The 22471-nt window shown below is 41.1% G+C and carries 25 protein-coding genes; 19 read left to right on the top strand and 6 right to left on the bottom strand.

The features are described 5' to 3' along the window. Nucleotides 1-188 precede the first annotated feature (188 nt). The 14 genes from DSBG_RS01450 (at nucleotide 189) to DSBG_RS01515 (ending at nucleotide 13129) form a co-directional block, all read left to right on the top strand. Complete coding sequence (locus tag DSBG_RS01450; RefSeq protein ID WP_068962451.1) at nucleotides 189-647, top strand: helix-turn-helix domain-containing protein; 459 nt, start codon at nucleotides 189-191, stop codon at nucleotides 645-647. Then, on the top strand, nucleotides 631-1629 hold the full coding sequence (locus tag DSBG_RS01455; protein ID WP_242877375.1) for a UbiA family prenyltransferase: 999 nt from the start codon (nucleotides 631-633) through the stop codon (nucleotides 1627-1629). Before DSBG_RS01450 ends, DSBG_RS01455 begins: the two co-directional genes overlap by 17 nt. Nucleotides 1630-1798: 169 nt before the next feature. Further along, the gene (locus tag DSBG_RS01460; protein WP_068962452.1) at nucleotides 1799-3007 is read left to right on the top strand and encodes an NADH:flavin oxidoreductase; all 1209 of its coding nucleotides are present in this window, start codon (nucleotides 1799-1801) and stop codon (nucleotides 3005-3007) included. A 19-nt stretch (nucleotides 3008-3026) separates the two neighbouring features. Next, nucleotides 3027-3278, top strand: coding sequence for an acyl carrier protein (locus tag DSBG_RS01465; RefSeq protein ID WP_068962453.1), 252 nt, complete (start codon nucleotides 3027-3029; stop codon nucleotides 3276-3278). Beyond that, nucleotides 3265-4440, top strand: a complete 1176-nt coding sequence (locus DSBG_RS01470) for an aminotransferase class I/II-fold pyridoxal phosphate-dependent enzyme (RefSeq protein WP_068962454.1) — start codon at nucleotides 3265-3267, stop codon at nucleotides 4438-4440. Before DSBG_RS01465 ends, DSBG_RS01470 begins: the two co-directional genes overlap by 14 nt. Further along, nucleotides 4437-5408, top strand: coding sequence for a diacylglycerol/lipid kinase family protein (locus DSBG_RS01475; RefSeq protein ID WP_068962455.1), 972 nt, complete (start codon nucleotides 4437-4439; stop codon nucleotides 5406-5408). Before DSBG_RS01470 ends, DSBG_RS01475 begins: the two co-directional genes overlap by 4 nt. A gap of 8 nt (nucleotides 5409-5416) precedes the next feature. Further along, nucleotides 5417-6418 (top strand): thiamine-phosphate kinase, encoded by a 1002-nt coding sequence (locus DSBG_RS01480; protein WP_068962456.1) that lies wholly within the window; start codon nucleotides 5417-5419, stop codon nucleotides 6416-6418. A gap of 181 nt (nucleotides 6419-6599) precedes the next feature. Beyond that, entirely contained in the window at nucleotides 6600-7904 is a 1305-nt protein-coding gene (locus DSBG_RS01485) for a beta-ketoacyl-[acyl-carrier-protein] synthase family protein (RefSeq protein WP_068962457.1), read from the top strand. Further along, nucleotides 7897-8928 carry an NAD-dependent epimerase/dehydratase family protein gene (locus tag DSBG_RS01490; RefSeq protein ID WP_068962458.1) on the top strand — a complete coding sequence of 344 codons (1032 nt, stop codon included), beginning with the start codon at nucleotides 7897-7899 and terminating at the stop codon, nucleotides 8926-8928. Before DSBG_RS01485 ends, DSBG_RS01490 begins: the two co-directional genes overlap by 8 nt. Nucleotides 8929-9101: 173 nt before the next feature. Continuing rightward, nucleotides 9102-10232: a radical SAM/SPASM domain-containing protein gene (locus DSBG_RS01495; protein ID WP_242877376.1), complete on the top strand. Its 1131-nt coding sequence runs from the start codon at nucleotides 9102-9104 to the stop codon at nucleotides 10230-10232. A 479-nt stretch (nucleotides 10233-10711) separates the two neighbouring features. Further along, a complete protein-coding gene (locus DSBG_RS01500) occupies nucleotides 10712-10915 on the top strand; it encodes a hypothetical protein (RefSeq protein ID WP_068962460.1) in 204 nt (67 codons plus the stop codon). A 44-nt stretch (nucleotides 10916-10959) separates the two neighbouring features. After that, a complete protein-coding gene (locus DSBG_RS01505; RefSeq protein ID WP_068962461.1) occupies nucleotides 10960-11436 on the top strand; it encodes a B12-binding domain-containing radical SAM protein in 477 nt (158 codons plus the stop codon). Nucleotides 11437-11477: 41 nt separating this feature from the next. Beyond that, complete coding sequence (locus DSBG_RS01510) at nucleotides 11478-12017, top strand: B12-binding domain-containing radical SAM protein (RefSeq protein ID WP_348980955.1); 540 nt, start codon at nucleotides 11478-11480, stop codon at nucleotides 12015-12017. Between the two features lie 50 nt (nucleotides 12018-12067). Continuing rightward, complete coding sequence (locus DSBG_RS01515) at nucleotides 12068-13129, top strand: DUF3231 family protein (RefSeq protein ID WP_068962463.1); 1062 nt, start codon at nucleotides 12068-12070, stop codon at nucleotides 13127-13129. Between the two features lie 726 nt (nucleotides 13130-13855). Here DSBG_RS01515 and DSBG_RS01520 read toward each other — a convergent pair. Continuing rightward, a complete protein-coding gene (locus DSBG_RS01520; RefSeq protein ID WP_068962464.1) occupies nucleotides 13856-14611 on the bottom strand; it encodes a hypothetical protein in 756 nt (251 codons plus the stop codon). Nucleotides 14612-15147: 536 nt separating this feature from the next. On the opposite strand from DSBG_RS01520, the gene DSBG_RS21555 reads away from it, so the two are divergent. Continuing rightward, on the top strand, nucleotides 15148-15813 hold the full coding sequence (locus tag DSBG_RS21555) for a DoxX family membrane protein (RefSeq protein WP_083236675.1): 666 nt from the start codon (nucleotides 15148-15150) through the stop codon (nucleotides 15811-15813). A gap of 165 nt (nucleotides 15814-15978) precedes the next feature. Further along, a complete protein-coding gene (locus DSBG_RS01530; protein ID WP_068962465.1) occupies nucleotides 15979-16575 on the top strand; it encodes an RNA polymerase sigma factor in 597 nt (198 codons plus the stop codon). A 23-nt stretch (nucleotides 16576-16598) separates the two neighbouring features. Here the strand turns inward: DSBG_RS01530 and DSBG_RS23540 are convergent, their stop codons facing one another. The 3 genes from DSBG_RS23540 to DSBG_RS01545 form a co-directional block, all read right to left on the bottom strand. Next, nucleotides 16599-16790 carry a hypothetical protein gene (locus DSBG_RS23540; protein WP_068962466.1) on the bottom strand — a complete coding sequence of 64 codons (192 nt, stop codon included), beginning with the start codon at nucleotides 16788-16790 and terminating at the stop codon, nucleotides 16599-16601. Nucleotides 16791-16939: 149 nt separating this feature from the next. Further along, complete coding sequence (locus tag DSBG_RS01540) at nucleotides 16940-17458, bottom strand: CBS domain-containing protein (protein WP_068962467.1); 519 nt, start codon at nucleotides 17456-17458, stop codon at nucleotides 16940-16942. Nucleotides 17459-17939: 481 nt separating this feature from the next. Next, entirely contained in the window at nucleotides 17940-18284 is a 345-nt protein-coding gene (locus DSBG_RS01545; protein ID WP_068962468.1) for a GlpM family protein, read from the bottom strand. 144 nt (nucleotides 18285-18428) lie between these two features. On the opposite strand from DSBG_RS01545, the gene DSBG_RS01550 reads away from it, so the two are divergent. The 3 genes from DSBG_RS01550 to DSBG_RS01560 all read left to right on the top strand — a co-directional run bounded on the left by DSBG_RS01550 (nucleotide 18429) and on the right by DSBG_RS01560 (nucleotide 21123). Beyond that, on the top strand, nucleotides 18429-18995 hold the full coding sequence (locus DSBG_RS01550) for a class I SAM-dependent methyltransferase (RefSeq protein ID WP_068962469.1): 567 nt from the start codon (nucleotides 18429-18431) through the stop codon (nucleotides 18993-18995). A gap of 197 nt (nucleotides 18996-19192) precedes the next feature. Beyond that, entirely contained in the window at nucleotides 19193-19510 is a 318-nt protein-coding gene (locus DSBG_RS01555) for a hypothetical protein (protein WP_068962470.1), read from the top strand. Between the two features lie 269 nt (nucleotides 19511-19779). Then, nucleotides 19780-21123, top strand: a complete 1344-nt coding sequence (locus DSBG_RS01560) for a biopolymer transporter Tol (RefSeq protein ID WP_242877377.1) — start codon at nucleotides 19780-19782, stop codon at nucleotides 21121-21123. A 228-nt stretch (nucleotides 21124-21351) separates the two neighbouring features. Here the strand turns inward: DSBG_RS01560 and DSBG_RS01565 are convergent, their stop codons facing one another. Beyond that, nucleotides 21352-22041: an LrgB family protein gene (locus DSBG_RS01565; protein WP_068962472.1), complete on the bottom strand. Its 690-nt coding sequence runs from the start codon at nucleotides 22039-22041 to the stop codon at nucleotides 21352-21354. After that, the gene (locus tag DSBG_RS01570) at nucleotides 22042-22416 is read right to left on the bottom strand and encodes a CidA/LrgA family protein (protein WP_068962473.1); all 375 of its coding nucleotides are present in this window, start codon (nucleotides 22414-22416) and stop codon (nucleotides 22042-22044) included. It abuts the gene before it with no gap. Nucleotides 22417-22471: the final 55 nt, after the last annotated feature.

Raw genomic sequence — 22471 nt, forward strand, 5'->3', positions numbered from 1 at the left:
AATCGTCGAATTCAGAACACAGGCCACTTTTGCTGCAAGCTTAAGTGAGGGATTGTAGTCCCCTTTTTCAAGAAAGACAATTGGTGCCTGACAGGCATCTTTTTTGCTATTTAATTTTGGTATCTTGCTATTACCTTATTTACAAATGACACCGATAGTGTAAAATTACACTCAAGGAGTGTTACTTTATGACCAGACTTGATTTTATAAATAAGGCCTCTGAAAAATTAAAACTTATCCGCATTGAAAATCAATTTACGCAGGACAAAATGGCTGACATTTTGGGTATATCCAAGAAGACCCTCGTTCAGATTGAAAAAGGCCGATCCACTCTGAGTTGGGCGGGTTCTGTAACCCTATGTACAATTTTTAGAAATAGTGAAATATTAGAGATGACCTTTGGAGGGGACCCACAAGATATTATCCTTTCTTTAGCCTTTACCGATTATGAACGTAAGGAAAAAACCATGGGGGGGAAGGTGTGGTGGATAAATATTAAGTGGACTGATGAATTTCGAATCCAGCAGAATATAGTCTCGGAGCACTATCGGATTCTAGATGGTCAGGATAGGAGAATTTGTTCTTCCTTTGATTATGGATTTATCAAAACGAGACTCCAGGAGCTTTCCGATGATTGTGGGGTTTGAAATGGTAAAATTCATTAAGGCTTACATCAAATCAATGAGGCTTTACTACGCTTTTGTAACCGGAATTTCAGGTTGGATCGGGATGGCATTTTACGAATATATTGCCAAATCTCCCTTTCAGACAGTGGAAATAATTCCGGCAACGGAAAAAAAAGCCTTAATATTGAGCATGCTGTTTCTCAGTTGGGGGATTAACCAAATTATCAATGACTACTTAGGTTTGAAAGAGGACAAGGTCAATGCGCCTCACCGTCCGATGGTTACCGGTGAACTGGATCCAGGAAATGCCTTGCTCTTAACAGGTGCGCTGCTGATCATAACGTTATTGATTACATACCTGTATCTGGAACCAATTGCCCTTATTCCTGCAATCGGGGGAATAGTTTTGAACATTTTATATGAGTACGCCAAAGGTTATGGCATTTTCGGTAATATTTGCTTTGGACTGATGATTTCCATGTGTACAGCCTTCGGGTTTTTGGCAGCAGGCCCAACTCAGTCCCCGTATTTTACACCCAGCCGGGTTTCGGTGTTAATCCTAGTAGCTGTGATGAACGGATTGATGACTTTTTATACTTATTTCAAAGACTATGAAGGGGATAAGGCCACAGAAAAACGGACGCTAATCGTCTTGCTGGGGATCGAGAAATCCAGGTATCTTGCTGCAATCTCTGCTTTTCTTCCCGCAGCGATCTTCGCGTCACTATATTTTAATCATTATATTGAAGCTAGGGTCAACACTATTTTCCTTATCCTAGCTGGATTAACAGTTTTTTTGGAACTGTGGACGGGGTATCTTTTCTTTAAAAACCCTCAGGGAGAAAGAACTTATTATTCTTTGGCAACTAATTTTCGGGCCTGTATCTGTGGCCAGGCAACCCTTATTGCTCTATTCAACACAGAACTGGCAATGATCCTTTTTTTAGTTTCCTATATGTTTGTAGGATTCTTATTTGATCTGCATACTGATCCTAAATCATGAAGAAAATCTTCTTCCTATGGCGTCTAACTTGAACTGAAGCTCAGTCAGACTTATCCATGCGCTAAATTCAGCTTTCGATATTCGAGCCACGAACCACAACTACGAACTACGAATATCGAATATCGAATATCGAATATCGAATATCGAATATCGAATTGGGAGGGCTGTTATGAAATTATTTGAACCGGCAACGTTGGGCCCCTGCCGGTTGAAAAATAGACTTATCCGGTCAGCAACCTTCGAGGGTATGGCTGATCATCAAGGTTATCCACTCCCAGAATACTGCCTGTTGTATAAAACTTTAGCCTCAGGAGGCGTGGGAGGGATCATTACAGGTTTTGCGTATATCTCGTCCGAAGGAAAAGCGATGCAGCCGGGTCAGGTCAGAATAGATCGTCAGGAAATGGTCGAATACTTTTTGCCGGTTACTAATGAGGTTCATAAATACGACTGTAAGATTTTTATGCAGTTGGCTCACACTGGGAGACAGACCAGGAAAAAAGAAACAGGGCTGGATGTCTGGGGAGTGTCTAATAAAAGGTCCTTATATTTTAGAGGTTCTCCTCGAGAGTTGGCTACTGATCAAGTGTATGCGCTGGTCAAACGATTTGCCGAAGCCGCAGGGTATGCTAAAGCGGCCGGATTTGACGGTGTTCAGGTTCATGCTGCCCATGGCTACCTTATCCATCAGTTTCTGCTGCCGTCAATCAATTGTCGAACCGATGAATTTGGCGTTGATGCTAAGAGCAGGATCGGTACGAAATTTCTGGGCTTGGTTATCCAGGAGATTAGAAAGACGTGTGGCTATGATTTTGCTCTGTTGGTCAAGGTAAGTGGGAGTGATGACTACTTTACCAAATTCACTTCCGAACAGTTTGTCAATCTGATACGGTTCCTTGATGCTCAAAAAGTCGATGGCTTAGAGATCAGTTATGGAACGATGGATCATGCCTTGAATATCTTTCGCGGGGAAATACCCTGCAAAGTGCTCTTCCGGCATAACCCAGTGTTCAAAACCAATCATGGTATAAGGAAAACACTTCATAACTTGCTGGTTTTTTGTTTGATGAGGGTAAAACTCAAACCGTTTTCGCCTACTTATAATCTTGAGTACGCCAAAATGGCCAAATCCTTGACAACTATCCCCATTCTTAGTGTGGGTGGTTTCCGGAAGGGAGTGGAGATGGGGGAGTGTCTAGAAAATGGCTTTGCTGATTTTATCAGTCTGTGCAGACCCTTTATTTGTGAGCCGAACCTCGCTGAAAAGCTAGTGCAAGACTTGAACTATTCTGCGCAATGTATCAATTGTAATATTTGTGCCATTATGTGTGATTCCGATCAACCAACACGTTGTTACCAAAAATGTTCTAATTTATAGTGGAAAGGCGTGAATTGAAATGGAAGACAGAGTAATCTTTACCTTAAAACACATTTTAAACAAAAGGTATATGAAAATAACCCTGGAGAGTCGTTTGCGTGAAGACTTGAATGTGGATTCATTAGACTTACTGATGATTCTGGCGGATCTAGAGGATGAATTTGCTACAACCCTATCTGAAGAGGATTTTTCAGATGTGGTTACTGTCAATGATATTGTCGTAAAGCTAAGAGCTAAGGGGGTACAAGATTATAGGCATGTATTTGAATGATTTTTATAACCGGTTTAGCCTGGATGAGCGACCGGCCGAGGTTGCCTGTCATAATCCCTATTACCAGAGAATGGATTCTGGACTGGATGCAAAAATACTGGTGCATAAACATACGATGATTGACCTGGCATCCAACAACTATCTGGGCCTGGCAACCGACGAGAGGGTAAAGCTGGCTGCAGTACAAGCTGTCCAAAAATATGGAGTATCACTCTGCGGCACACCGATCGCTACAGGCTACAGCGATTTGTACCAAAGGCTGGAAGAAAAATTAGCAAACTTTGTAGGGCTGGAGGAGACAATCCTCCTGCCTTCGTGCTACCAGGCTAATAATGGATTATTTAGTTCTATTGCCGGCCCCCAGGATCTGATCATATTTGACCGATGTGCTCATTCTTCCTTGATCCAGGGGATCAAAGCGGCCGGCTGTAAAATCAGGCCCTTTCTTCATAATAATTTGGAGCATTTAGAAGGCATTTTACAGCGTTCCGTAGGGTATCGGCAGGTCTTTGTCGTGACTGAGTCGGTGTTTTCTACTGAGGGCAGTGTTGCACCGTTTAAGGAGATCGTGCAATTGTGTGAGAAATACCAGGCCCTGCCGGTGATTGATGATTCCCACGGCATAGGAGTGTTGGGCGGATCAGGGCGTGGAATCCTTGAGGAGCAGGGGATAAGCAGATACCGAGGGGTTTATACGGCATCGTTAGGAAAGGCAATGGCTTCTTCAGGTGGAATGATCAGCGGTGAAAAAAGACTGATCGACTATCTTAAATATTACTGCCCTCATCTAGTCTATTCTACAGCCTTGTCGCCGGCAGTTCTGGCTGGCACCGAGGCTGTTCTGGACATTATTCATTCTGAATTTGGGACGATTAAAGGTAGGCTGGTTACCTATCAACAAGAGATATATAAAAGCCTGGTTAAAGGAGGATTTACTGTGCTGCCAGGTGAGGCCCCTATTAATTCCATTCAATGCGGCAGTAAAGAAGCAACGTTTATCCTGGCCAAAATGCTTTATGACCAAGGGATTCTTTCCACACCGTTCATTGAGCCCTCCGTCCCGATCAATGATGGACGGGTAAGGTTGATTGCCGGAGCCAATCTCAGCGAAGATTCAGTGGCCGAAGCCGCGGAAATTATTCAAAGGATCGGATGCTCATGAACTATTTCTTAATCATGAATCCCGGTTCTGGAGGGGGAAGTAAGGAAAAGATTAAGAAAATCCTGGCCTTCTTTCATGACAACGGACTTCAATTTGACTATAAACTCACAGACGCCTTGGATGATGCTTATACCCTATCCGTCACAGGGAATAAATTGGGCTATGATGTCATCGTTGCTGTAGGGGGAGATGGAACGATTAACCGGGTAATTAATGGGTTTTATGATACGTTGGGCCATCGAATTTCCAATTCCAAGCTGGGTGTAATTCACACCGGTTCCAGCCCTGACTTATGTAAGAGCTATAATGTACCTCTGGATAGCGAGCAGGCTCTTAACACAATCCTTGCGGGGAAATGCGAGAAAATTCCCATAGGTAAAATAACCTATACCAGTGTCTATGACATTGAGATGGAGGGTCTGCCTCTAAGTAAGGAAAATGAAAGAGGACATGTCCAAACGGGCTATTTCGCTTGCTGTGCCAATATCGGTCTGGGGGCCTCCATAGCCAGAGGGGCTAATAGTGGGATCAGACACTATATCGGCGATATCGCGGGGACATTTGTCTCCTTAATTAAATCTTTGCTTAAGTATCAACCTAGTAACTTTACAGTTAGTTTTGACGGACAAGAACAGGTTCTCAAAAATGTTTACAATATCGCTGTAGGAAAGACAACTTACATAGCTTCAGGAATTAAAGTAAATAACCTGTTAAGCCTCGGGGACAGCCGTTTCTATACCTTGCTTATTAATGATCTAAGAGTTGCTAATTGGGCCGGTGTGATCAGTAAGCTATACAGCGGAAAGAGGTTTACCAATAACAAGACGATGTCCCTGCAATACGCCTCATCGATCGAAGTATACGGTAACAATAGAAATCCCGAATTGGAGTTTGATGGTGATCCCAGAGGATTTCTTCCCTGTCTGATTGAAACTGCCCGAGACCCCTTAGACTTGATATGTGTGTGAGGTTCTTGATGAGTAAAGAAAAAGAAATGATTGAGGTTATCCATAAGCATTTGCCTAGGTGTGCCAGCCAGCGGAATAAGCTCTTTGAGGCCGACTCGGAAATCGTCGATTTTCATGGCTGCAGTCTTCTATATAATCTAGACGAGTTTTCCCAAGAAGATCTATTTCGGGTTGAGGATCCCTTTGTGTTAGGCTGGAACATGGCAATCGGCAGTATTAGCGACATCTGGGCCTCAGGGGGAAAACCTAAGTATTACGCCCATAGCTTGGTTATGCAAAATTCTTGGACGAAGGACTATGTCGAAAAATTGTCTCTCGGAATTGCCGAAGTGCTCAAGGAAGTCGGGGCTGTTTTTATCGGGGGGGATTTTGGGACCTCCGAAACCTGGCGCTATACAGGTTCAGTCATTGGGGATCTGGAGGGTCCGCCTCTGTTAAGAAGTGGGGCAAACGCTGGAGACGGGATCTTTATTACAGGCCCAATCGGCAGAGGGAATGTTGAAGCCGCCCTAGTGCTGTACGCTGAAAATCCCTTAGTCAAACATCTAATGGACAGATGGAAAAACCCCTTTCGGCTGAGATGCCAAGAGGCAGAGATGATAAAACGTCACAGCCGCTGCTGTATTGATACCAGTGATGGGGTCTTTAATGCTCTCAACACTGTTTCGGAGATGAGCGGGACGGGTTTCGTTGTAGGTAACCTGCCTTATGTGAAAAGTGGCTTATTACTTGCTAAGGCCCTTAACGTGCCTAAAGAACTTCTGTTCTTAGGTGAATGCGGAGAGTATGAATTGCTTTTTACTCTAAGAAAAGAAGTTGAAGAAGAGTTTTTAAATGAAGCCCAGGAGAAAAACTTGAAGTTTTATAAAATCGGTCAAGTAAGAGAAGAGGGGACAAAATCACTTCAGGAGAGAGGTAGGGAAATTGATTTAGCCTCTTACGATTTAAGTGCTAGGGATTTCCCATATCCTAAAGAATATTTACAAGCGGTGGTGAATTTCCTGAACTAGACTCCATGCCGCCTTAATAACGGCTCTAACAGTGCATGGAAATGAGCTATACTGGATGCTCTCGTCACCGAAGTATTGATGTTGAGCTTTAGCTGAACAAGTTCACTGGAAGCCCGAAAGACTACAGGCACTCGAACTTCGTGCCTCGAACATCGCACCTCGATTTTAGGGGGAGGACAATGTGAAACGAAGAGTTGTAATTACCGGACTAGGACCGGCCACAGCCATAGGGATTGGCAAAAAGGATTTCTCTACAGGTATTTTTACATTAAAAACGTGTATAGCGGAAATCCCGAATAGTTATGAGCAGAACTATACGTTCAAATCCCGCTATTTCGTACCTAAACCGGAGTTTTCCTTAAGCGAGTTTGGAATTCATAAATCACTTGAAGGATTGATGGAGGAGTCCTCGAAAATTTCGGTCCTATGCACGATGCTGGCTTTGGAGGATGCGGGCTTTAAGATTAATGATGCTGAGAAATACTGGCAGGTTGAGGGTCTGGAAGACTGTGGTATCATCATGGGCATTGGGATGAGTAGTCTTCAAACCGCCTTAGAAGCCTACTCCGCCCATACGGCTGAGACTGACCATTCTGCGTCTGCATCATGTTCTGGATCGGGATCTAATTTTAATCCTAACAAACCTCGTTACAACCGAATGGTTATTCCTATGCTGATGACCAATTCTCCTGCCGCTTGGATATCGATACTCTTTGGCCTTAAAGGTTTCAGTTATACCCTTAATGCGGCCTGCGCTTCGGGGAGCTATGCCCTAGGCGAGGCTTACAGAACTATTTTGGACGGCAGATGTGATGTGATCCTAGCGGGTGGTGTTGAAGCCTTAGTCGAAAAAAATGGCGGAATTATGAGAGGCTTTGACATGCTGTCAACCCTCACGAGAGCAAAAGACGGGAGGCCTCAGCCCTTCTCCCAAGAGAGAAGTGGGTTTCTATTTAATGAAGGAGCCGGCTGTGTTTTAGTCTTAGAGGAACTAGAAAAGGCCAGAGAAAGAGGGGCCCACATATATGCTGAGATTGTAGGGTATGAATCCTGTAGCGATGCTTACAGCATTGTCCAAATGGATCCCTCCGGGGCCAGCATCGCTAGCCTTCTTCAGAAGATCACCAGCGGAATCAAGCTGGACTATCTAAATGCCCATGGTACGGGCACAATTGCCAACGATGACATTGAAGCCAAAGTAATCCAACGGATTTTCGGATCTAAAAATGCTCAACCATATATCAATTCCACTAAGGGAATCCTTGGCCACAGCATCGGAGCCAGCGGCGCTCTCGAGGTGGCAGTCATGGCCCTATCCATCAATGAGTCAAAAATCCATGGGAACTTAACCTCTGAACCTTTAAATAATCTTAATCTTCCTCTAGAGACCCTTGCAACTCCGATTGACTATGCCCTTTCGGCTTCTTACGGTTTCGGTGGGCATAATGCCTTAATTCTTCTAAAGAGGTATGACAACAATGAATAAAGTCATGATTACGGGAGCGACAGGTTTTATTGGAAGTCACATTACAAGAGCCTTCTGTGAAAATGGGGTCCAGGTTGGCTGTTTGGTCAGAAAGGGCAGTAGCCTTGCTAACCTAAAGGGTCTACCCGTAGAGTTTAGGATTGGTGATATCAAGAATACCGGGGATTTGACCAAGGCTTTCACCGGCTACGACTGGGTTATTCATAATGCCGCCAAAGTAGCCGATTGGGGAGATTACGATGATTTTTATCACACGAATGTAACGGGCACAGTCAATGTACTGACGGCCTGTGTTCAGGCCGGGATTAAAAACATCCTCATGACAGGCTCCAACTCCGTTTATGGCGAAGAGAATAGTCCTATCGTTAAGGATGAAGGCTCACCCTATAATTCTCATTACAGGTACTTCGGAGACCACCTTTTCCCCTGCAAGTTGAATTACTATCGCGATACCAAAGCTCTAGCCAAAAAAGAGGCCTTAGCCTTTGCAGCTACGCTGGACTTAAACCTGACTATTTTAGAGCCTGTTTGGGTCTATGGGGAGCGGGAATTGAACGGAGGGTTTTATGAATACCTCAAGACTGCCAAGGCTGGAATTCCTTTTGTGCCGGGAGCAAAGCAGAATAAATTTCATGTCATCTACGCAGGCGACCTGGCTAAGGCTTATGTCTCGGCCTACACAAAACAGCTGGCAGGCCTAAACTGTATCCTTGTCGGGAATGAACAGGTTGAAAGCATGGACAAAATTTATCGATTATTCTGTTCTGAGGCAGGAGTAAAAAAGCCAGGCAATCTTCCCAAGGCCCTGACCTATCCTGTCGCTTTGCTCATGGAGTTTTTATACACTCTGGTTAATTCTTCAAATCCGCCACTCCTGACTCGCGGTAGGGTAAATATGTTCTATGACAATCTAGAGTTTTCAGTGGAGAAAGCCAAGCAGATCCTCGAGTTTAGAGATGTCTATAGCCTTGAGGAAGGTATTAAACGAACGGTCTCATGGTACAAAGACCACGGTCTGATTTGAAAGAGGGTGGCATGATTAAAGGAAATAATGTTACTGGTAGACAGAAAACAGTCTTTAATCTCAGGCTGAAACTAAGCGTGTTTTTTCACTTTATCCCTTTACTTTGGAATGGGGATATTTCCTTCAAGAGGTTTATCCTTCTCTTAAAAAGGCTGCTATTTTTTGTATCCAGGATGCAGCATAATAAGTTTGTCACAATTAATGGCAAGACTAGAATAGGACTTTATGTACCGGGTTTTCCATCCCAGGCTTTTTACACGGCCTGTCAGAAATTTAGTCAATTCTCAGAAAGAATGCCCTGTACAACGGTTTTATTATCGATTACGTCGGCCTGTCCCTATAGTTGCAATTACTGTTATCAGAAACTTGATAAGGGCAAGGATGTCTATATAGAGATTTTGATCAGGACAGTGAGCAAACTTCAGAAGATGGGAATTGCTTTTTTTAATATTGAGGGTGGCGAGCCCTTTCTAGTGTATGACCGCTTGAAGAGGTTATGCTCTGCCATTGATGTCAGGTCGGAAATCTGGATAAATTCCACGGGCGCTGGTATGGATAGAGAAAAGCTGGTCGAGCTTAAAGATTTGCATGTAACTGCGATTATGTTTTCCCTGCACAGCCCCGATGCCGATGCTTTCAATCGATTTATGGGGAGCAATTCAGCCTGGGATACTATGCTGGACGGAGTTAAAATGTGTCATGATATAGGCCTGCCCGTGGCGTTTAATACCTGTCTGATGCGTGACGACTTTTATAACGGGACCTTCGAACGAATTATGGTATTAGTCAGGGACTTCAAAGCTTGTCTGATCCAGATAATTAAACCCAAACCAGCGGGAGGGTGGTTGGAAAAAGAGGCTATTGAATTCACACCGGAGGACCTGGCTTATATAAAGACCCAGGTAAACCGATACAATTCGCAGAAAGAGTTCTCTGGTTATCCGGCAATCTCTGCCCAGATAATTGAAGAAGACAAAGGGGTTTTCGGCTGTACGGCCGGTGGCATCGACCGATTTTATATTAATGCCAAGGGAGATTTACAGCCCTGTGAGTTTCTAAACATATCTTTTGGTAATATCGCGGTGGATAATTTCGAGGATATTTATCAAAAAATGCGCAGTTGCTTCGCCTGGGGTGGAGACTGTTATTTATGCGAAAGCTGCTCTAAAACGATTCATAAAATTTATCAGGAAAATAGTCTAAAGTCCCTTCCTCTTCCTCCCGAGCTGTCGGAAATGATCTACAGTTCTTGGGACCGGGGGAGAAGAACGGATTTGTATGAAAGGTTGGAGAAGATTAAGTAGTTTAGGGCGTGGATATGTTTCCGTGGACGGGCCAGGACGAGAGTCGGTCGATCTCGGAAAATTCAACTTGGGGTATTCGAAGGCGATTTGAACAGGGAAAGGTCCATGTAGACCAAACGAAGTTTTTAGGTTAATGATAAAGATGAAAATGGGGACTTGGTATAAATGAGAAGCAAGCTAAAATCGTAAGAAGGATTTACAACGATTAATCGTTTTGTCACAGAGATGGGGATAAAGGAAATTTTTATTATCACTAAAAGTCAAGAGCAAGGATCGGCTTAGCAGCAGGTCTTTGTTATATAGTATCTACCATTGAGAGGGGCAAAGCGCCTCTTTTTTGTAACCCTTAAAAGGACATTTCCATAAGATGGTAACAGAATCAGCCAAGCTTTTTTAATCTACTTTGGTAGATTGCATTAATGAATGATTATCACCTTACAAGATCGTTCACAATTGTTGAATCTAAGGAGGAAACTTGAATGAATGACCAAAATAATAAGCTTGATGTCCTATTGGTGAGATTTCTCTGTAATCGCCATGGCGATGCTACTATGAATATTGAGCAAATGGGCCTTCTCTATGTTGGCACGTATGCAGCAAAGAATGGTTACAAAGTTCGGATACAAGACAGCCCAAATTTAACCTTTGGTGTTCTTATGGAATTGTTCAAAATTGCGAACTAAAGGTTATAGGGTTCTACGTTGACCACGAAAATGTTAATGCCACAATGAGTGTCATCAATGATTTGAAAAGTATTGATGAGCATATATTGTGTGTAATCGGGGGGCCGCAAGGCTCTGCTATCCCCTGGGACGAACGAATTTTGCAAGAAAGCAGATGTGATATGGTCGTCCGAGGCGAAGGGGAACTAACATTTACGGAACTCCTGAACTGGTTTTTTAAGGGTAAAGGAGATCTGGAATTGATCCCAGGCATCACTTATCGAGAAAATAATCAGATTAAGCGAAATTCGGAGCGGCCTCCTATGCAAAACCTTGATCAGCTGCCCTTACCTGACCATAGTCTTAACTTTGATAGAAAAGAACCGAATGGTTCGGAAAGTCTTATTACCAGTCGGGGCTGTCCCTATCATTGTGCTTTTTGCTTTGAAGGAAAACGGGAATCAGCTTATCGCACCAGGTCAATTTCGAATGTCATGGAGGAAGTTGAAGAACTTTTGAAAATAAGACACCCGTTTATTTAACTATTCTTGATGATACCTTCACGGTAAATCCGGAACGTGTCTTGGAATTTTGTCATGGAATGAAGCAACTTCGGCAGAAATATTATAATGTTAGGTGGTTTTGTGAAGGCAGAGCGAATTTCATAACAAAATATCCCGAGATTGTTCCAGTTATGGTTGAGGCAGGTCTAATCCGGATTCAAATCGGAATTGAAACCGGAAACCAACACATTTTGGATGCTTATAATAAAAACCTGCGTCTTGAAGAGATACGTGAAACAGTCCGCATCTGTGCGGAAGCCGATGTTTTATCAATTGTCGGTAACTTTATTGTCGGTGGTGCACATGAGAATTGGGAAACGGTAAAAAACAGTAGAAAATTTGCGGAAGAGCTTCTAGAGATTGGCAAAGGTAGGCTGGAATTAACTACGACGATTTATACACCCTATCCCGGTACACCGATGAACGATCATCCGGAAGCGTTTGGCTTAAAAATGCTTGACCCCGATTGCGAGACAGGACCCGGAGACGATTATTGTTTCAGCATTTCATTTCGCAGAATGTCGTATTCCAACAGGTCTATACAAGAGGGATATTTTTAAAGAGATGTAAGATACTAATTAAAATATTTTAGGCTTCAGGAGGTAATCTTATGGATAACCTACAGCAAAACAATTCAGTAGAACAAAATGGAGTGCCGTTTGTTTCTGCACAGCATAATGTGACTGATATTCCCATTACTGTTGCTGAAATTAACCATCTTTGGTCAACTTATATGGCTGAAAGTATGGCATGTTGCTTTCAAAAACATATTGTTTCTATGGCAAAGGACCCAGATTACCATAGTGTTATGCAATCTGCATTAGATCTTTCCAGCAGAAATCTTACGATGATAGAAAACATATTTAAATCAATTCAACATCCTATACCTGAAGCATTCGGAGAAAAAGATGTGAATTCAATAGCTCCAAGATTGTTTGACGAAACTTATGGTATAATGTACACGAGAAGTATGACAAAATATATCTTTCAAAATCATTATTTAGCTTTTACAGAATCGACACGATCTGATATCCGGCAATTATTTGATGGGTTTATTGACGGTTCAAGAGACATTATCAGAAGAACCGATGATGTTCTTTTAGCAAAAGGGGTCTATCCTAAAACGCCATATATTGCTGTTCCTGATAGAGTAGAATTCATTCATGATAAGGATTATTTTGGTTCTTTTTTGGGTGCTGAAAGAACTTTAAATGCCCTGGAAATCAGTAATATTTTTTCTATTTTGGAATTTAAAGTTATTATAAAAGCATTGAAATTGGGGTTTGCTCAAGTGGTAAAGTCGGATGAAATTAGAAATTTTTTCAATCAAGGTGCAAAACTTGCAGAAAAACATATAAATATACTCCGTTCTATTTTAGAGAAAGAAGGTTTACCTGGTCCCGAAATAGTGGATTATCGTGTTACGGACTCAAAAGAATCACCATTTAGTGATAGACTACTGTTATTTCATACCACAACAGTTATAGCATATATTCTTACTGCTTATGGTACTGGGCTGTCGAGAATGATGAGAAAAGATATTGTAGTAACTTATACTAAACTAATGGCAGATATACTGAGCATTTCCAAAGATGGAGCTAATTTATTAATAAGCTACGGTTGGCTTGAAAAAATCCCTGAAACAGTTAACCGTAAAGCGTTAACCCACTGACTATTTTGTTCTTATTTTACTGCAGAAGCCCAATTGTAAACTCCTAGAATCAATAAACGGCAGAGAGCTTGAAGAATTCGATGAGCAAATATTTGATGTGTTTGTTGAGAAGATAGAAGTTCTCACACCAGCGGATTTTGTTTTTGAGTTGAAGAGAGGGTTGAGGAAGAAGGGGAGTAATTTACATTCTGAGTCCCATAGTTATGGATAATGCAAAGTACAGGTAGACCAAATAAATAAGTCCTCTCTATATTCCATGAATCTTTAAGGGAGACAAAATTGCACTGATAGACGTATATGCTTAAAGAAGAAAAAACTTCCAACCTAATTATGAAAAGATCTGCCATTCCCTTTTGGCAGCTCTCATATTCACTCTTTATTTAATTTTATCTCCTTTAAGATTTCTATTAGAGTTTTATCGATCCTGTTCATTTTTCTGATAAACCATACTAGTAAAATTATTACTATAGCAGGTAGTGTCAATAAATATAATGAAATGGTTAATGTGGACGGCGTTATAAATGCAGGATATGAGAACATTGCACCATCATCTCCTTCCCTTTTAAATACTCCTATATGGCTTCGCCCTATTAGAATAAATATCCTTCTGCGTCCTATAAAGAATGTTACGTAAAGCCCCCTCGTCGGACGAGAGGGCTATTTATCTGGACAACTCCAAATGCCTAGCACTTACATAATAGGTAAGTGTTTTAAACATTTCCCGGCTCAATGATGAAACAGTCTCAATCCAGTCATAACCATTGTTATACCATACTCATTACACGAATTAATAACTATGTCATCTCTCACTGAACCGCCTGGCTGTACAATATATTTGACACCACTTTTAGAAGCACGATCTATATTATCTCTAAAAAGGAAAAATGCATCTGATCCCAAAGTTACATTTTTCAAATTATTAAGCCACTTTTCCTTATCAGATTCCGAAAGTCTTTCAGGAACTTCTTTTAGCACATCGTTCAATATATTCAGTTCATACTCCGTTGCGTTGTTTCTGACAAACAGATCAATAGCATTATCTCGTTCAGGCCTTCCTACCTCTTGCTTGAATTTTAAATTCAGTACTCGGGGATGCTGCTTGATATACCAAATATCTGCTTTATCACCTGCGAGCCGGGTGCAGTGTATTCTTGATTGCTGACCCGCACCAACTCCTATTACCTGGCCATTTGAAACATAACAGACAGAATTTGATTGAGTATATTTAAGCGATAACATCGCCAATATCATATCTCTTCTTGCTTCATCAGGTAGATGTTTAACATCAGTTACAATATTTTCTAGGTTTTCAAAACATGGGATTGCGGTATTCCTCTTCTGTACAAACTCTATACCATATATCAACCTTGTTTCCATTTCAGAAGGCTCATAGGATGGATCAATTTCTATAATATTGTACTTTCCGCCTTTTTTCTGCTTAAGTATCTCAAGGGCTTCAGCGGTAAATCCGGGTGTTTTCATTTTCTTCTTTCTGGCTCGTTTACCGTGTTTTAACCCGTAGTGCTAAAGTCCGTTTTTCTCTCAAATAAGGCGATTTACTATGGTGTTTGCTTTCGGTTTTTTTCTATTCGGCTTACGTCTTATCCTTGGGGCATGGATAGTGTCAGCCTGGGCGTAGTCTAGTAAGAGAGGGATGAATATGCCTGATTGTAAATTCTAGGAGACAATGAACAGCAGGAAGAGTTTCGATGAACAAATATTTAATGCGTTGGTTGAGATGTGCTGTGCACCCCGTTAAGGTTATTCAAACTCAAGAATAAATAAAAGTCCAATAATTAAATTGGTAGTAAACATTCTATGGGAAACCTGTGGACTTGCTAAAGAAATTTTAGCACTAATAATTGGTACATTTAGGGAACAGATCGGTTGCAACTGATCTGTTCCCTTTTTGAGAAAACACTTTCGCTATCCAAATGAAAATTAATCCGTCTTAATTGTAGAAGCTTAGGTTGGTACCGCCTAGGCAAGAATAAATAGATTAAAGAGGGGTTAATATTATGAGGAAATTTACAGTTAACCAATTAAGTGCTTTTGACGGAATCAAGAATTCTGCCTATGTTGGTTATCAAGGAAAAGTTTATGATGTGTCTACTATATTTAAGAATGGAGAACATGCTGGGATGAAAGCTGGTAAAGATTTAAGCGAAGACTTCGCCAAAGGTCCTCATAAAGAAGATATTTTTTCTAACTTTCCTGTAGTTGGTGAATTAACTTTTGAGAAAAGCCTATCTGAAAAAGTCTTTGCGGGTACTTCACTACAAACTGATCTACTTTTGCGTCTCGCTCTTGGAATAGTTTTTTTCGCTCATGGAGCACAAAAATTGTTGGGTTGGTTTGGGGGTTACGGTTGGAGTGGTACAATGGGCTACTTAACTCAAACTGTGCATCTAGCTCCTCCAATAGCGGGGGTGGTAATTTTACTTGAGTTCTTTACCGGAATTGCTCTAATTTTAGGTTTATTAACTAGGCCTGCCGCTCTGGGGATAGCTATAGTTATGTTAGGTGCAGCTGTTACGGTTCATCTGCCTAATGGTTTTTTCCTGGACAAAGGTGGAGTCGAATATGTGTTTGTACTTTTCTTAGTTGCACTCTTCTTATTAATTAACGGGGCTGGAGCTGTTTCTATCGATAGGCTCATTAGGACCCGATATCAACGTAGATAATTGACTGCAATTTAATTGTGACAGACAAAACCCGTCGGATCACCATATCCGAGGGTTTTGTCTGTTAGAATAGATTATATATTAATGACTATCCAAACGATTAATTTAAAGTCCAATTAATAGGGCATTCTAAATTTAGTCTTAAAGGGTGAAGGGGTGAACAATATGAAAATCAAGGAAAACCTTTATACTGCAGATTCATTTGAAGGGGAACTTTCCTTTGAAGAAATAATTTCTCAAAATCAAGAAAAAATAATCAATCTAATCTATGGAATGACAGGTGATTACCACCTCTCTCAAGATTTAACGCAGGAGGCTTTTCTAAAAGCATTTCAATCAAGACACACATTTAGTGGTAAATCAAAATTCTCTACCTGGCTATATCGAATAGCTGTAAATGTTACGGTTGACCATCAACGAAAGAGCTGTGTTCGTAAAGAGATGGCTACAGATGAAACAAACCCTAACTTTTCAAAGGTTAATACCTCACCAGAACCGGATGGAGCTTGCCAGAAAAATGCAACACGGAATATAATATTCAGTTCTATCGCAGAATTACCTGATCAACAGAAAGAAGTCTTTGTTTTGAGAGAAATCAATGGTTGTTCAACAAAGGAAGTTTCCGAAATTTTAGGTTGCTCTGTAGAATTAGTTAAATGGCGATTACACAAAGCCCGGTTATCCCTGCGTAAAACGTTAAACAATAATACGAAATACAAAAACTTAGGGACAATAACCTTAAACAGTTTTGGACTAGAATAAGTAATATAATAACTAAGCCTCATTCACAAACTCTTAGCAGTATAAACGATAATGAATAATATATCTCTTTTGTAGTGACAGGCACGTTGAGAGTCTGCACTGATATCTTGATTAAATGACAGCAGTGTTTGGACCTGCTCAAGCTCATGGCGCAGTTTATCCTTTAACATGATCTGTTCATTAATGATTTCAAGCTGAGTTTGAACAACGAGCATCGGATTATAATCAGGATTCTCAATAAATTCTTGGATTTCCTCTGATGAAAGTCCCAGTTAAGCCGCTGTAAAACATGGTGTCATAGAAGCACACCAGGAGCTAATCGAATCGGTTAGGGCCATAGAACGTAAACTAGATAACAAATAACCTAGTAGGCAGGGAACGCAAAGAGGTGCCTCTTGCTTTGTAACCTTGGCCAAACAGTAGATGTCATTGCAGTATTCGCGGAAATTTGATCATCAATTTTGGTTGACGTGAAATAGGAGGGATTTAAGCATTCCACACAATACCTGATGAGTTCGCTGCGCTGGACAATGCCGATGAAAATCTCATTATCGTCCACAACAGGAACGAAGTTTTGTTCAGCGGCGCGGGCGATGAGGTTTTCCATTTGGGCGTTGACAGAAACAGGGTTATATTGGGTATGTCGCTCTATTTCATCAAGGTGGATTTTTTCGGTATTTGTAAATGTTAAGCCGGGTGTGTTTTTCATTTTCCAGAGGAGATCACCCTCGGTTAAAACTCCCACATATTTACCATCATCATCGATGATAGGGACTGAGGCATAGCGATGGTATTCCATCCGTTCCAATGCTTGGCGCATAGTTGAGTCGAATTTTAAATATACGATATCTTTCTTTAGTGATAGGAAAAAAGCGATGTTCAATTGTCCAACCTCCAATGCAGAGAATTTCTGAAAGTAATCACTCTTATCTTTAGCCATTGTCGCGTCATTTTGGGATTATCTTAAATTATAGTAGAAAAAAATATTTGTTAGAATATTCACAAAGATATGATATCATGTTTATCGTCGAAAATCCATAGCGTACTTATATCATCATAATCCGATTTAGCTATGATAAAATTTGCTGGTTAGTCTACTTTATAAAATCTCTAGATTGAACGAATGAACTATTTTAGCACGTAGAAATTTATGCGGTATCTTCAGGGCATATAACTTTGATCATCAAATTAACTTAGCTTTGTAGAAGGATATATCATCCGAATGACCAATGTTTCAGACGAACCGATATAATTAAAATTGAGGAGTTCATAATTTAAAATAAATTATGAACTCCTCAATAGGTTGAAGGCGATTAAGCTGTACAAAACTTCATCAACTGATTACCTGCATAACCCTGCATAACTTATCTCAAGACTATCGAGTAGACTCCAATGACAACAATAGCAGTAATAAACCATGAGGCTATTCCTAATGCCAAAGATTGCATGATAGGTATTTTGTCAATAGTAAAGTAAAGAGTTAAGAGAAAAGCTAACGAAGTCGGTAATGACCATATACTAAACATCACGGTCTTACTTAACGAGCCATGTTGCGAGATGGAAAGAAAATAGTAACCCAAGAGAGTAATAGCTGGAAAAAGCATAGCCAAACCAGCAACAAAGCTATTTTGTGATTTGCCAATTAGATTAATTATTACGACCAAGGTCCCACCAACTATGAAACGCGTTAATAATTCTACAAACGTCATAAAAGATGCCTCCAACTGATTGATTTCGCAAACTATATTATAGCAGGATATCAACTGGAATTAAAAGCCAGAGGACTTGCATGACAAAGGCAGGTGCTCTAAAATGAAGGCGGGTCCCCAAATAGGGTAATGGAGGTGGTTGCTGTGTCCGTACATAAATTTAATCCTGAAAATCGCAAAAAACTTAATAGTGAACAACGTAAGGCAATTTTGCCCCCGGCTCAGGTTTTAATGGACATTGGGATTGAATCTCACACTGTCTGGGCTGATATCGGTTGCGGAACAGGTTATTTTACAATACCTCTTGCTTATGAAGTGAAGCAAGTGTACGCTCTCGATATACGTGCTGAAATGCTTAATGATCTCAGTGACAGTCTTACTCAATTACAAATTTCCAATGTAGAGGTGCTTCAATCTGGAGAAAGTCGTTTTCCCTTACCAGACCTATTGGTAGACGGAATTTTGACTTCGCTTGTTTTACACGAAGTTGATCAACCCAATGAATTTTTTCGTGAATTACACAGAATTCTTCAAACGGGTGGCAGATTAGTGGTAATCGAATGGGCCAAAGCATCCACGGAAATGGGACCACCTCTTGACCACCGCTTATCTGTTCAACAGTTAGATGATTGGGCACTTACGGCAGGTTTTACAAAAGTAAAATCCTGGCAGTGGACGGAGAATTTCATAGGAATTGAATATGAAAAGTAAACATTAATTAAATAATCGATATAAATGAAACGTCTTTCTAGAAGTGAAAGGCGTTTTATTTTATACTAGTTAATTGAGCGTTACGTTGAGAAATGATGGTGTCAAAATACGTGGACTGTGTGAAAAATATGATGTAGAATATGCAGTGTGTCTTATTCAGTAGATACGAGTCAAATCATACATAGGGGGCCAGCTTAGTGAAAGACAATCCTAATAAGATATGGGTCGTTGCGAGTCCAAAACGTGCGCGAAATCCCGAGTATAGTCAATATAATTCAGTAGGGGAAGCACTGTCTGATTTTGATGATTGGACACTTGATACAGGTAGTATAGCAAGTTGTGAAGTACTCTATCGAGGAATCACTTTGATGCACTCCGCAAAGGGTAAAGTATCTGGTGCTGCCTGCGAAAAGTATAACAAAGATTGTAATGTAAGAAGTAAATTACCAAACTCATCAGAGATACTAAATTGCGAAGAATGCGTCAAGAAAATGATTGAAAATTACGTTTTATGAAACAGTATTTGTTGGACGCTTAAAATCCTAAACTTTGAACACCGATTCAGCACTCAGCCTGATTGCGGTGTTTTTCTTTATTCCTTGGCTTTGTGCCATTGCTTCCGATTGCTTACCAGCAAATTAACCATTTTGTAACTATCTCTTTACTATTTTGTAAATGTGTGTCCAGTAATAGAGTATATTGTAAATGTATCATCAAATGGACGAAAATTATGAATTAAAGCAAGGAGTGGACAAAACAGATGAAGTTCTCCGTTCGTTTAGTAATGTCATTACTAGTTCTCGTTATAACTGGTTGTGGATCAATTCAGAGGGTTCAAACACCCATGGACCATTCCAGCGGGAGTTCTGTGATTGATATCAACCAAGGACAAGCTAACTCTGCCATACTGAGCCCAAAGAATCTAAATGCTGCAGCATTTAAGAATATGGGTAATTTGGCTTTCATTTGGGAAGGTTTACTATTTACTCTTGACGGTGAAACAGGTGAAGTCAAGCAGCTCACATACTCGAGACACGCCTTACACCCAATTTGGTCATATGATGGTGAATGGCTAGCGTTTATCTCTGCTGATGGTCCTAGTTTGAAGAGTGGGCAACTTTGGCTTGTTCGTAAGGACGGGCAACAAGCGCACCAAGTCCCAGGGATCAACTCTGTGCAAGCAAATGATCAAAACCTTTCGTGGTCACCTACAACAAATGTTCTGGCAGTCAGTGGGGAAGAAGGTCTCTGGTTGGTGCCCGTGCAAGGTAAACCGACTCTTAAGTTTAAAGGTTCGCATGCTTACGCTTATGGCCCATGGTCACCAGACGGAAAATATATCGCCTACAATGTGATGAATCCCCCAAATACCCAAGGGAGCCGAGATGAAGATCTTTATACTTTGAATGTTAATAGTGGTGAAACGGTCAAATATATTACGGCTGAAAACGCAGGAATTATAATTGCTACATGGTTGCCGGATGGCAGTGGGTTGCTGTACTGGTTAGATCCGCTACATAGTGCTTCACTGGCAGCTGATGGGCTAGAACTGTGGAGTCTCAAGTTTAATGATGTCAAGCCCAAACTCGTGTCTACAGGACTGGCATATCGGGATTGGCTTTCCTTTTCCCCGAATGGACAGTTACTTATGGTATCCGGTGGAGGTCGAATCATCTGGGCACAGAAAAGTTTGACAATTAGTAGTCCAAAATCAGGGAGTACTCTGGAGCTGCCGAATCCAGCTGGCAGCATCGCCACCGACCCATCTTTCTCCCCCGATGGGAGCCTTATTGCCTTTGTAGCCGCGAAAAACTTAGGGAATGAAGTTTGGGGTTTTAGTGAATCCGACGACCTGGCGAGCTGGGTAGCTACACGACTTTTGTGGATTGAAAACGCTGATGGATCTGCTGCACACCCATTGCAATCGGCTGGCACTGGAGTGTACCAGCCGGTATGGTCTAAAGATGGAACCCATATTATATATGTGCAAAACAATTCCTTATGGATAATTGGGGCTAATGGCGAGAATCCGGAAAAGATTTTAGGACCATTCGCGGATTGGAAAAAAGACCAGTTTGGTTTTTATGGTTATATTCGACAGGATGATTTTGCTTGGTTTAAATCTTAAGACAAATTACTAGCGCAAAGATTTTGATATGCTCCCCTTAAGTAGGCAGATTAAATAATAAAGCTGTTTACTTTTAAGGAGAGCATTTTAATTATGGCAGGAACAAAAACAAAAAATGTGGAATACAAGCTGTCACAATGCTACCGTCTGTACAAAAGTATTACAGGTTGTTTTAACCTACTAACCTACTAACATCCTAACCTACTAACATCCTAACCTACTAACATCCTAACCTACTAACATCCTAACCAATAACGGAGCAACGAATGAAGTATAGATGGCTGCAAGCCCCATGGCTACCCCGGACATTGAACCTTGGATAGGTCCTTCTAACAGAGCTGTTGCAGTACCTTGACCATGCGCAGTAGTTCCATATGCTATTCCTCGGGCTAAAGGATTAGTAACTTTGAATAGGTTGAGCAGAACAGGAGTTAAAACGGTACCTAAAATACCAGTAGCAATTACAAAAACAGAAGTGAGGGACGGGTCGCCATTTAAGATTTTTGAGATGCTAACTGCAATAGGCACAGTTACTGACTTTGGTGCCAACGAGACTACAGTGACCTTACTCAATCCTAACAGTTTAGCTGTGAGAACAGTAGTTATCATATTGGCCGATGCTCCAACCACAATCCCTGCTACTATGGGGATAAAATTTTTTATTAGTACTTCTCGATTGCGATAAAGAGGTATAGCCAGGGCAGCTGTTGCTGGCCCTAAAAGGAAAGTCATAATATTTAAACCAGGCTGGTACTGTTCAAAGCTAATTCCGCTGATTAGCAAAACGATGATAATTAATGCGGTACTGAGGAATACCACATTTACAAGTGGGTGGGGATAGCGCTTACTCAGAAAACGGCTGAAGGCATAGGCTCCTATAGTGATAGCTATGGTAAAGAGTACTATCAGTAGATTCATTTAAATTCCCCCTTTGGCAGAACGTTTACTAGCAAGAACCTGGGCTACCAAACCCGTAACCAAAATGCAGACAGCGGCGCCAAGTACAATGACCATCAGAAGCTGTACTCCGCTGGTTCGGAACAAACCTACCCATTCCATTAACCCTACTGCTATAGGAATAAAGAAAAAAGCAAGATGTTTTAGTAACAAATCTGCAGCTTCCTCCACCCATGATATGGAAATAATTCCAGTAAACAGTAAAACAAATAAGAGAACCATTCCTAAAACATTGCCGGGAATAGGTATATTTGTAAGACCTATGAAAAGGTTTCCTGATTCGTAGATTATCCATAGAAAAGTAATTTGGAGACTCACACGCAACCAGTAATTCATAAATTCACCCTCTTTCAACTTATGGCAGCTTGATTCCATTGTACTTCTAATGGTA

Origin of the sequence: Desulfosporosinus cupriresistens (assembly GCF_001707885.1) — a bacterium.
GTDB lineage: Bacteria > Bacillota > Desulfitobacteriia > Desulfitobacteriales > Desulfitobacteriaceae > Desulfosporosinus.

Excerpts from the sequence above, each read along its gene's own strand:
- DSBG_RS01450 (WP_068962451.1), top strand. The coding sequence starts at position 189 with ATGACCAGACTTGATTTTATAAATAAGGCCTCTGAAAAATTAAAACTT.
- DSBG_RS01455 (WP_242877375.1), top strand. The coding sequence starts at position 631 with ATGATTGTGGGGTTTGAAATGGTAAAATTCATTAAGGCTTACATCAAA.
- DSBG_RS01460 (WP_068962452.1), top strand. The coding sequence starts at position 1,799 with ATGAAATTATTTGAACCGGCAACGTTGGGCCCCTGCCGGTTGAAAAAT.
- DSBG_RS01465 (WP_068962453.1), top strand. The coding sequence starts at position 3,027 with ATGGAAGACAGAGTAATCTTTACCTTAAAACACATTTTAAACAAAAGG.
- DSBG_RS01470 (WP_068962454.1), top strand. The coding sequence starts at position 3,265 with ATGTATTTGAATGATTTTTATAACCGGTTTAGCCTGGATGAGCGACCG.
- DSBG_RS01475 (WP_068962455.1), top strand. The coding sequence starts at position 4,437 with ATGAACTATTTCTTAATCATGAATCCCGGTTCTGGAGGGGGAAGTAAG.
- DSBG_RS01480 (WP_068962456.1), top strand. The coding sequence starts at position 5,417 with ATGAGTAAAGAAAAAGAAATGATTGAGGTTATCCATAAGCATTTGCCT.
- DSBG_RS01490 (WP_068962458.1), top strand. The coding sequence starts at position 7,897 with ATGAATAAAGTCATGATTACGGGAGCGACAGGTTTTATTGGAAGTCAC.
- DSBG_RS01495 (WP_242877376.1), top strand. The coding sequence starts at position 9,102 with ATGCAGCATAATAAGTTTGTCACAATTAATGGCAAGACTAGAATAGGA.
- DSBG_RS01500 (WP_068962460.1), top strand. The coding sequence starts at position 10,712 with ATGAATGACCAAAATAATAAGCTTGATGTCCTATTGGTGAGATTTCTC.
- DSBG_RS01505 (WP_068962461.1), top strand. The coding sequence starts at position 10,960 with ATGAGTGTCATCAATGATTTGAAAAGTATTGATGAGCATATATTGTGT.
- DSBG_RS01515 (WP_068962463.1), top strand. The coding sequence starts at position 12,068 with ATGGATAACCTACAGCAAAACAATTCAGTAGAACAAAATGGAGTGCCG.
- DSBG_RS01520 (WP_068962464.1), bottom strand. The coding sequence starts at position 14,611 with ATGAAAACACCCGGATTTACCGCTGAAGCCCTTGAGATACTTAAGCAG.
- DSBG_RS21555 (WP_083236675.1), top strand. The coding sequence starts at position 15,148 with ATGAGGAAATTTACAGTTAACCAATTAAGTGCTTTTGACGGAATCAAG.
- DSBG_RS01530 (WP_068962465.1), top strand. The coding sequence starts at position 15,979 with ATGAAAATCAAGGAAAACCTTTATACTGCAGATTCATTTGAAGGGGAA.
- DSBG_RS23540 (WP_068962466.1), bottom strand. The coding sequence starts at position 16,790 with ATGCTCGTTGTTCAAACTCAGCTTGAAATCATTAATGAACAGATCATG.
- DSBG_RS01545 (WP_068962468.1), bottom strand. The coding sequence starts at position 18,284 with ATGACGTTTGTAGAATTATTAACGCGTTTCATAGTTGGTGGGACCTTG.
- DSBG_RS01560 (WP_242877377.1), top strand. The coding sequence starts at position 19,780 with ATGTCATTACTAGTTCTCGTTATAACTGGTTGTGGATCAATTCAGAGG.
- DSBG_RS01565 (WP_068962472.1), bottom strand. The coding sequence starts at position 22,041 with ATGAATCTACTGATAGTACTCTTTACCATAGCTATCACTATAGGAGCC.
- DSBG_RS01570 (WP_068962473.1), bottom strand. The coding sequence starts at position 22,416 with ATGAATTACTGGTTGCGTGTGAGTCTCCAAATTACTTTTCTATGGATA.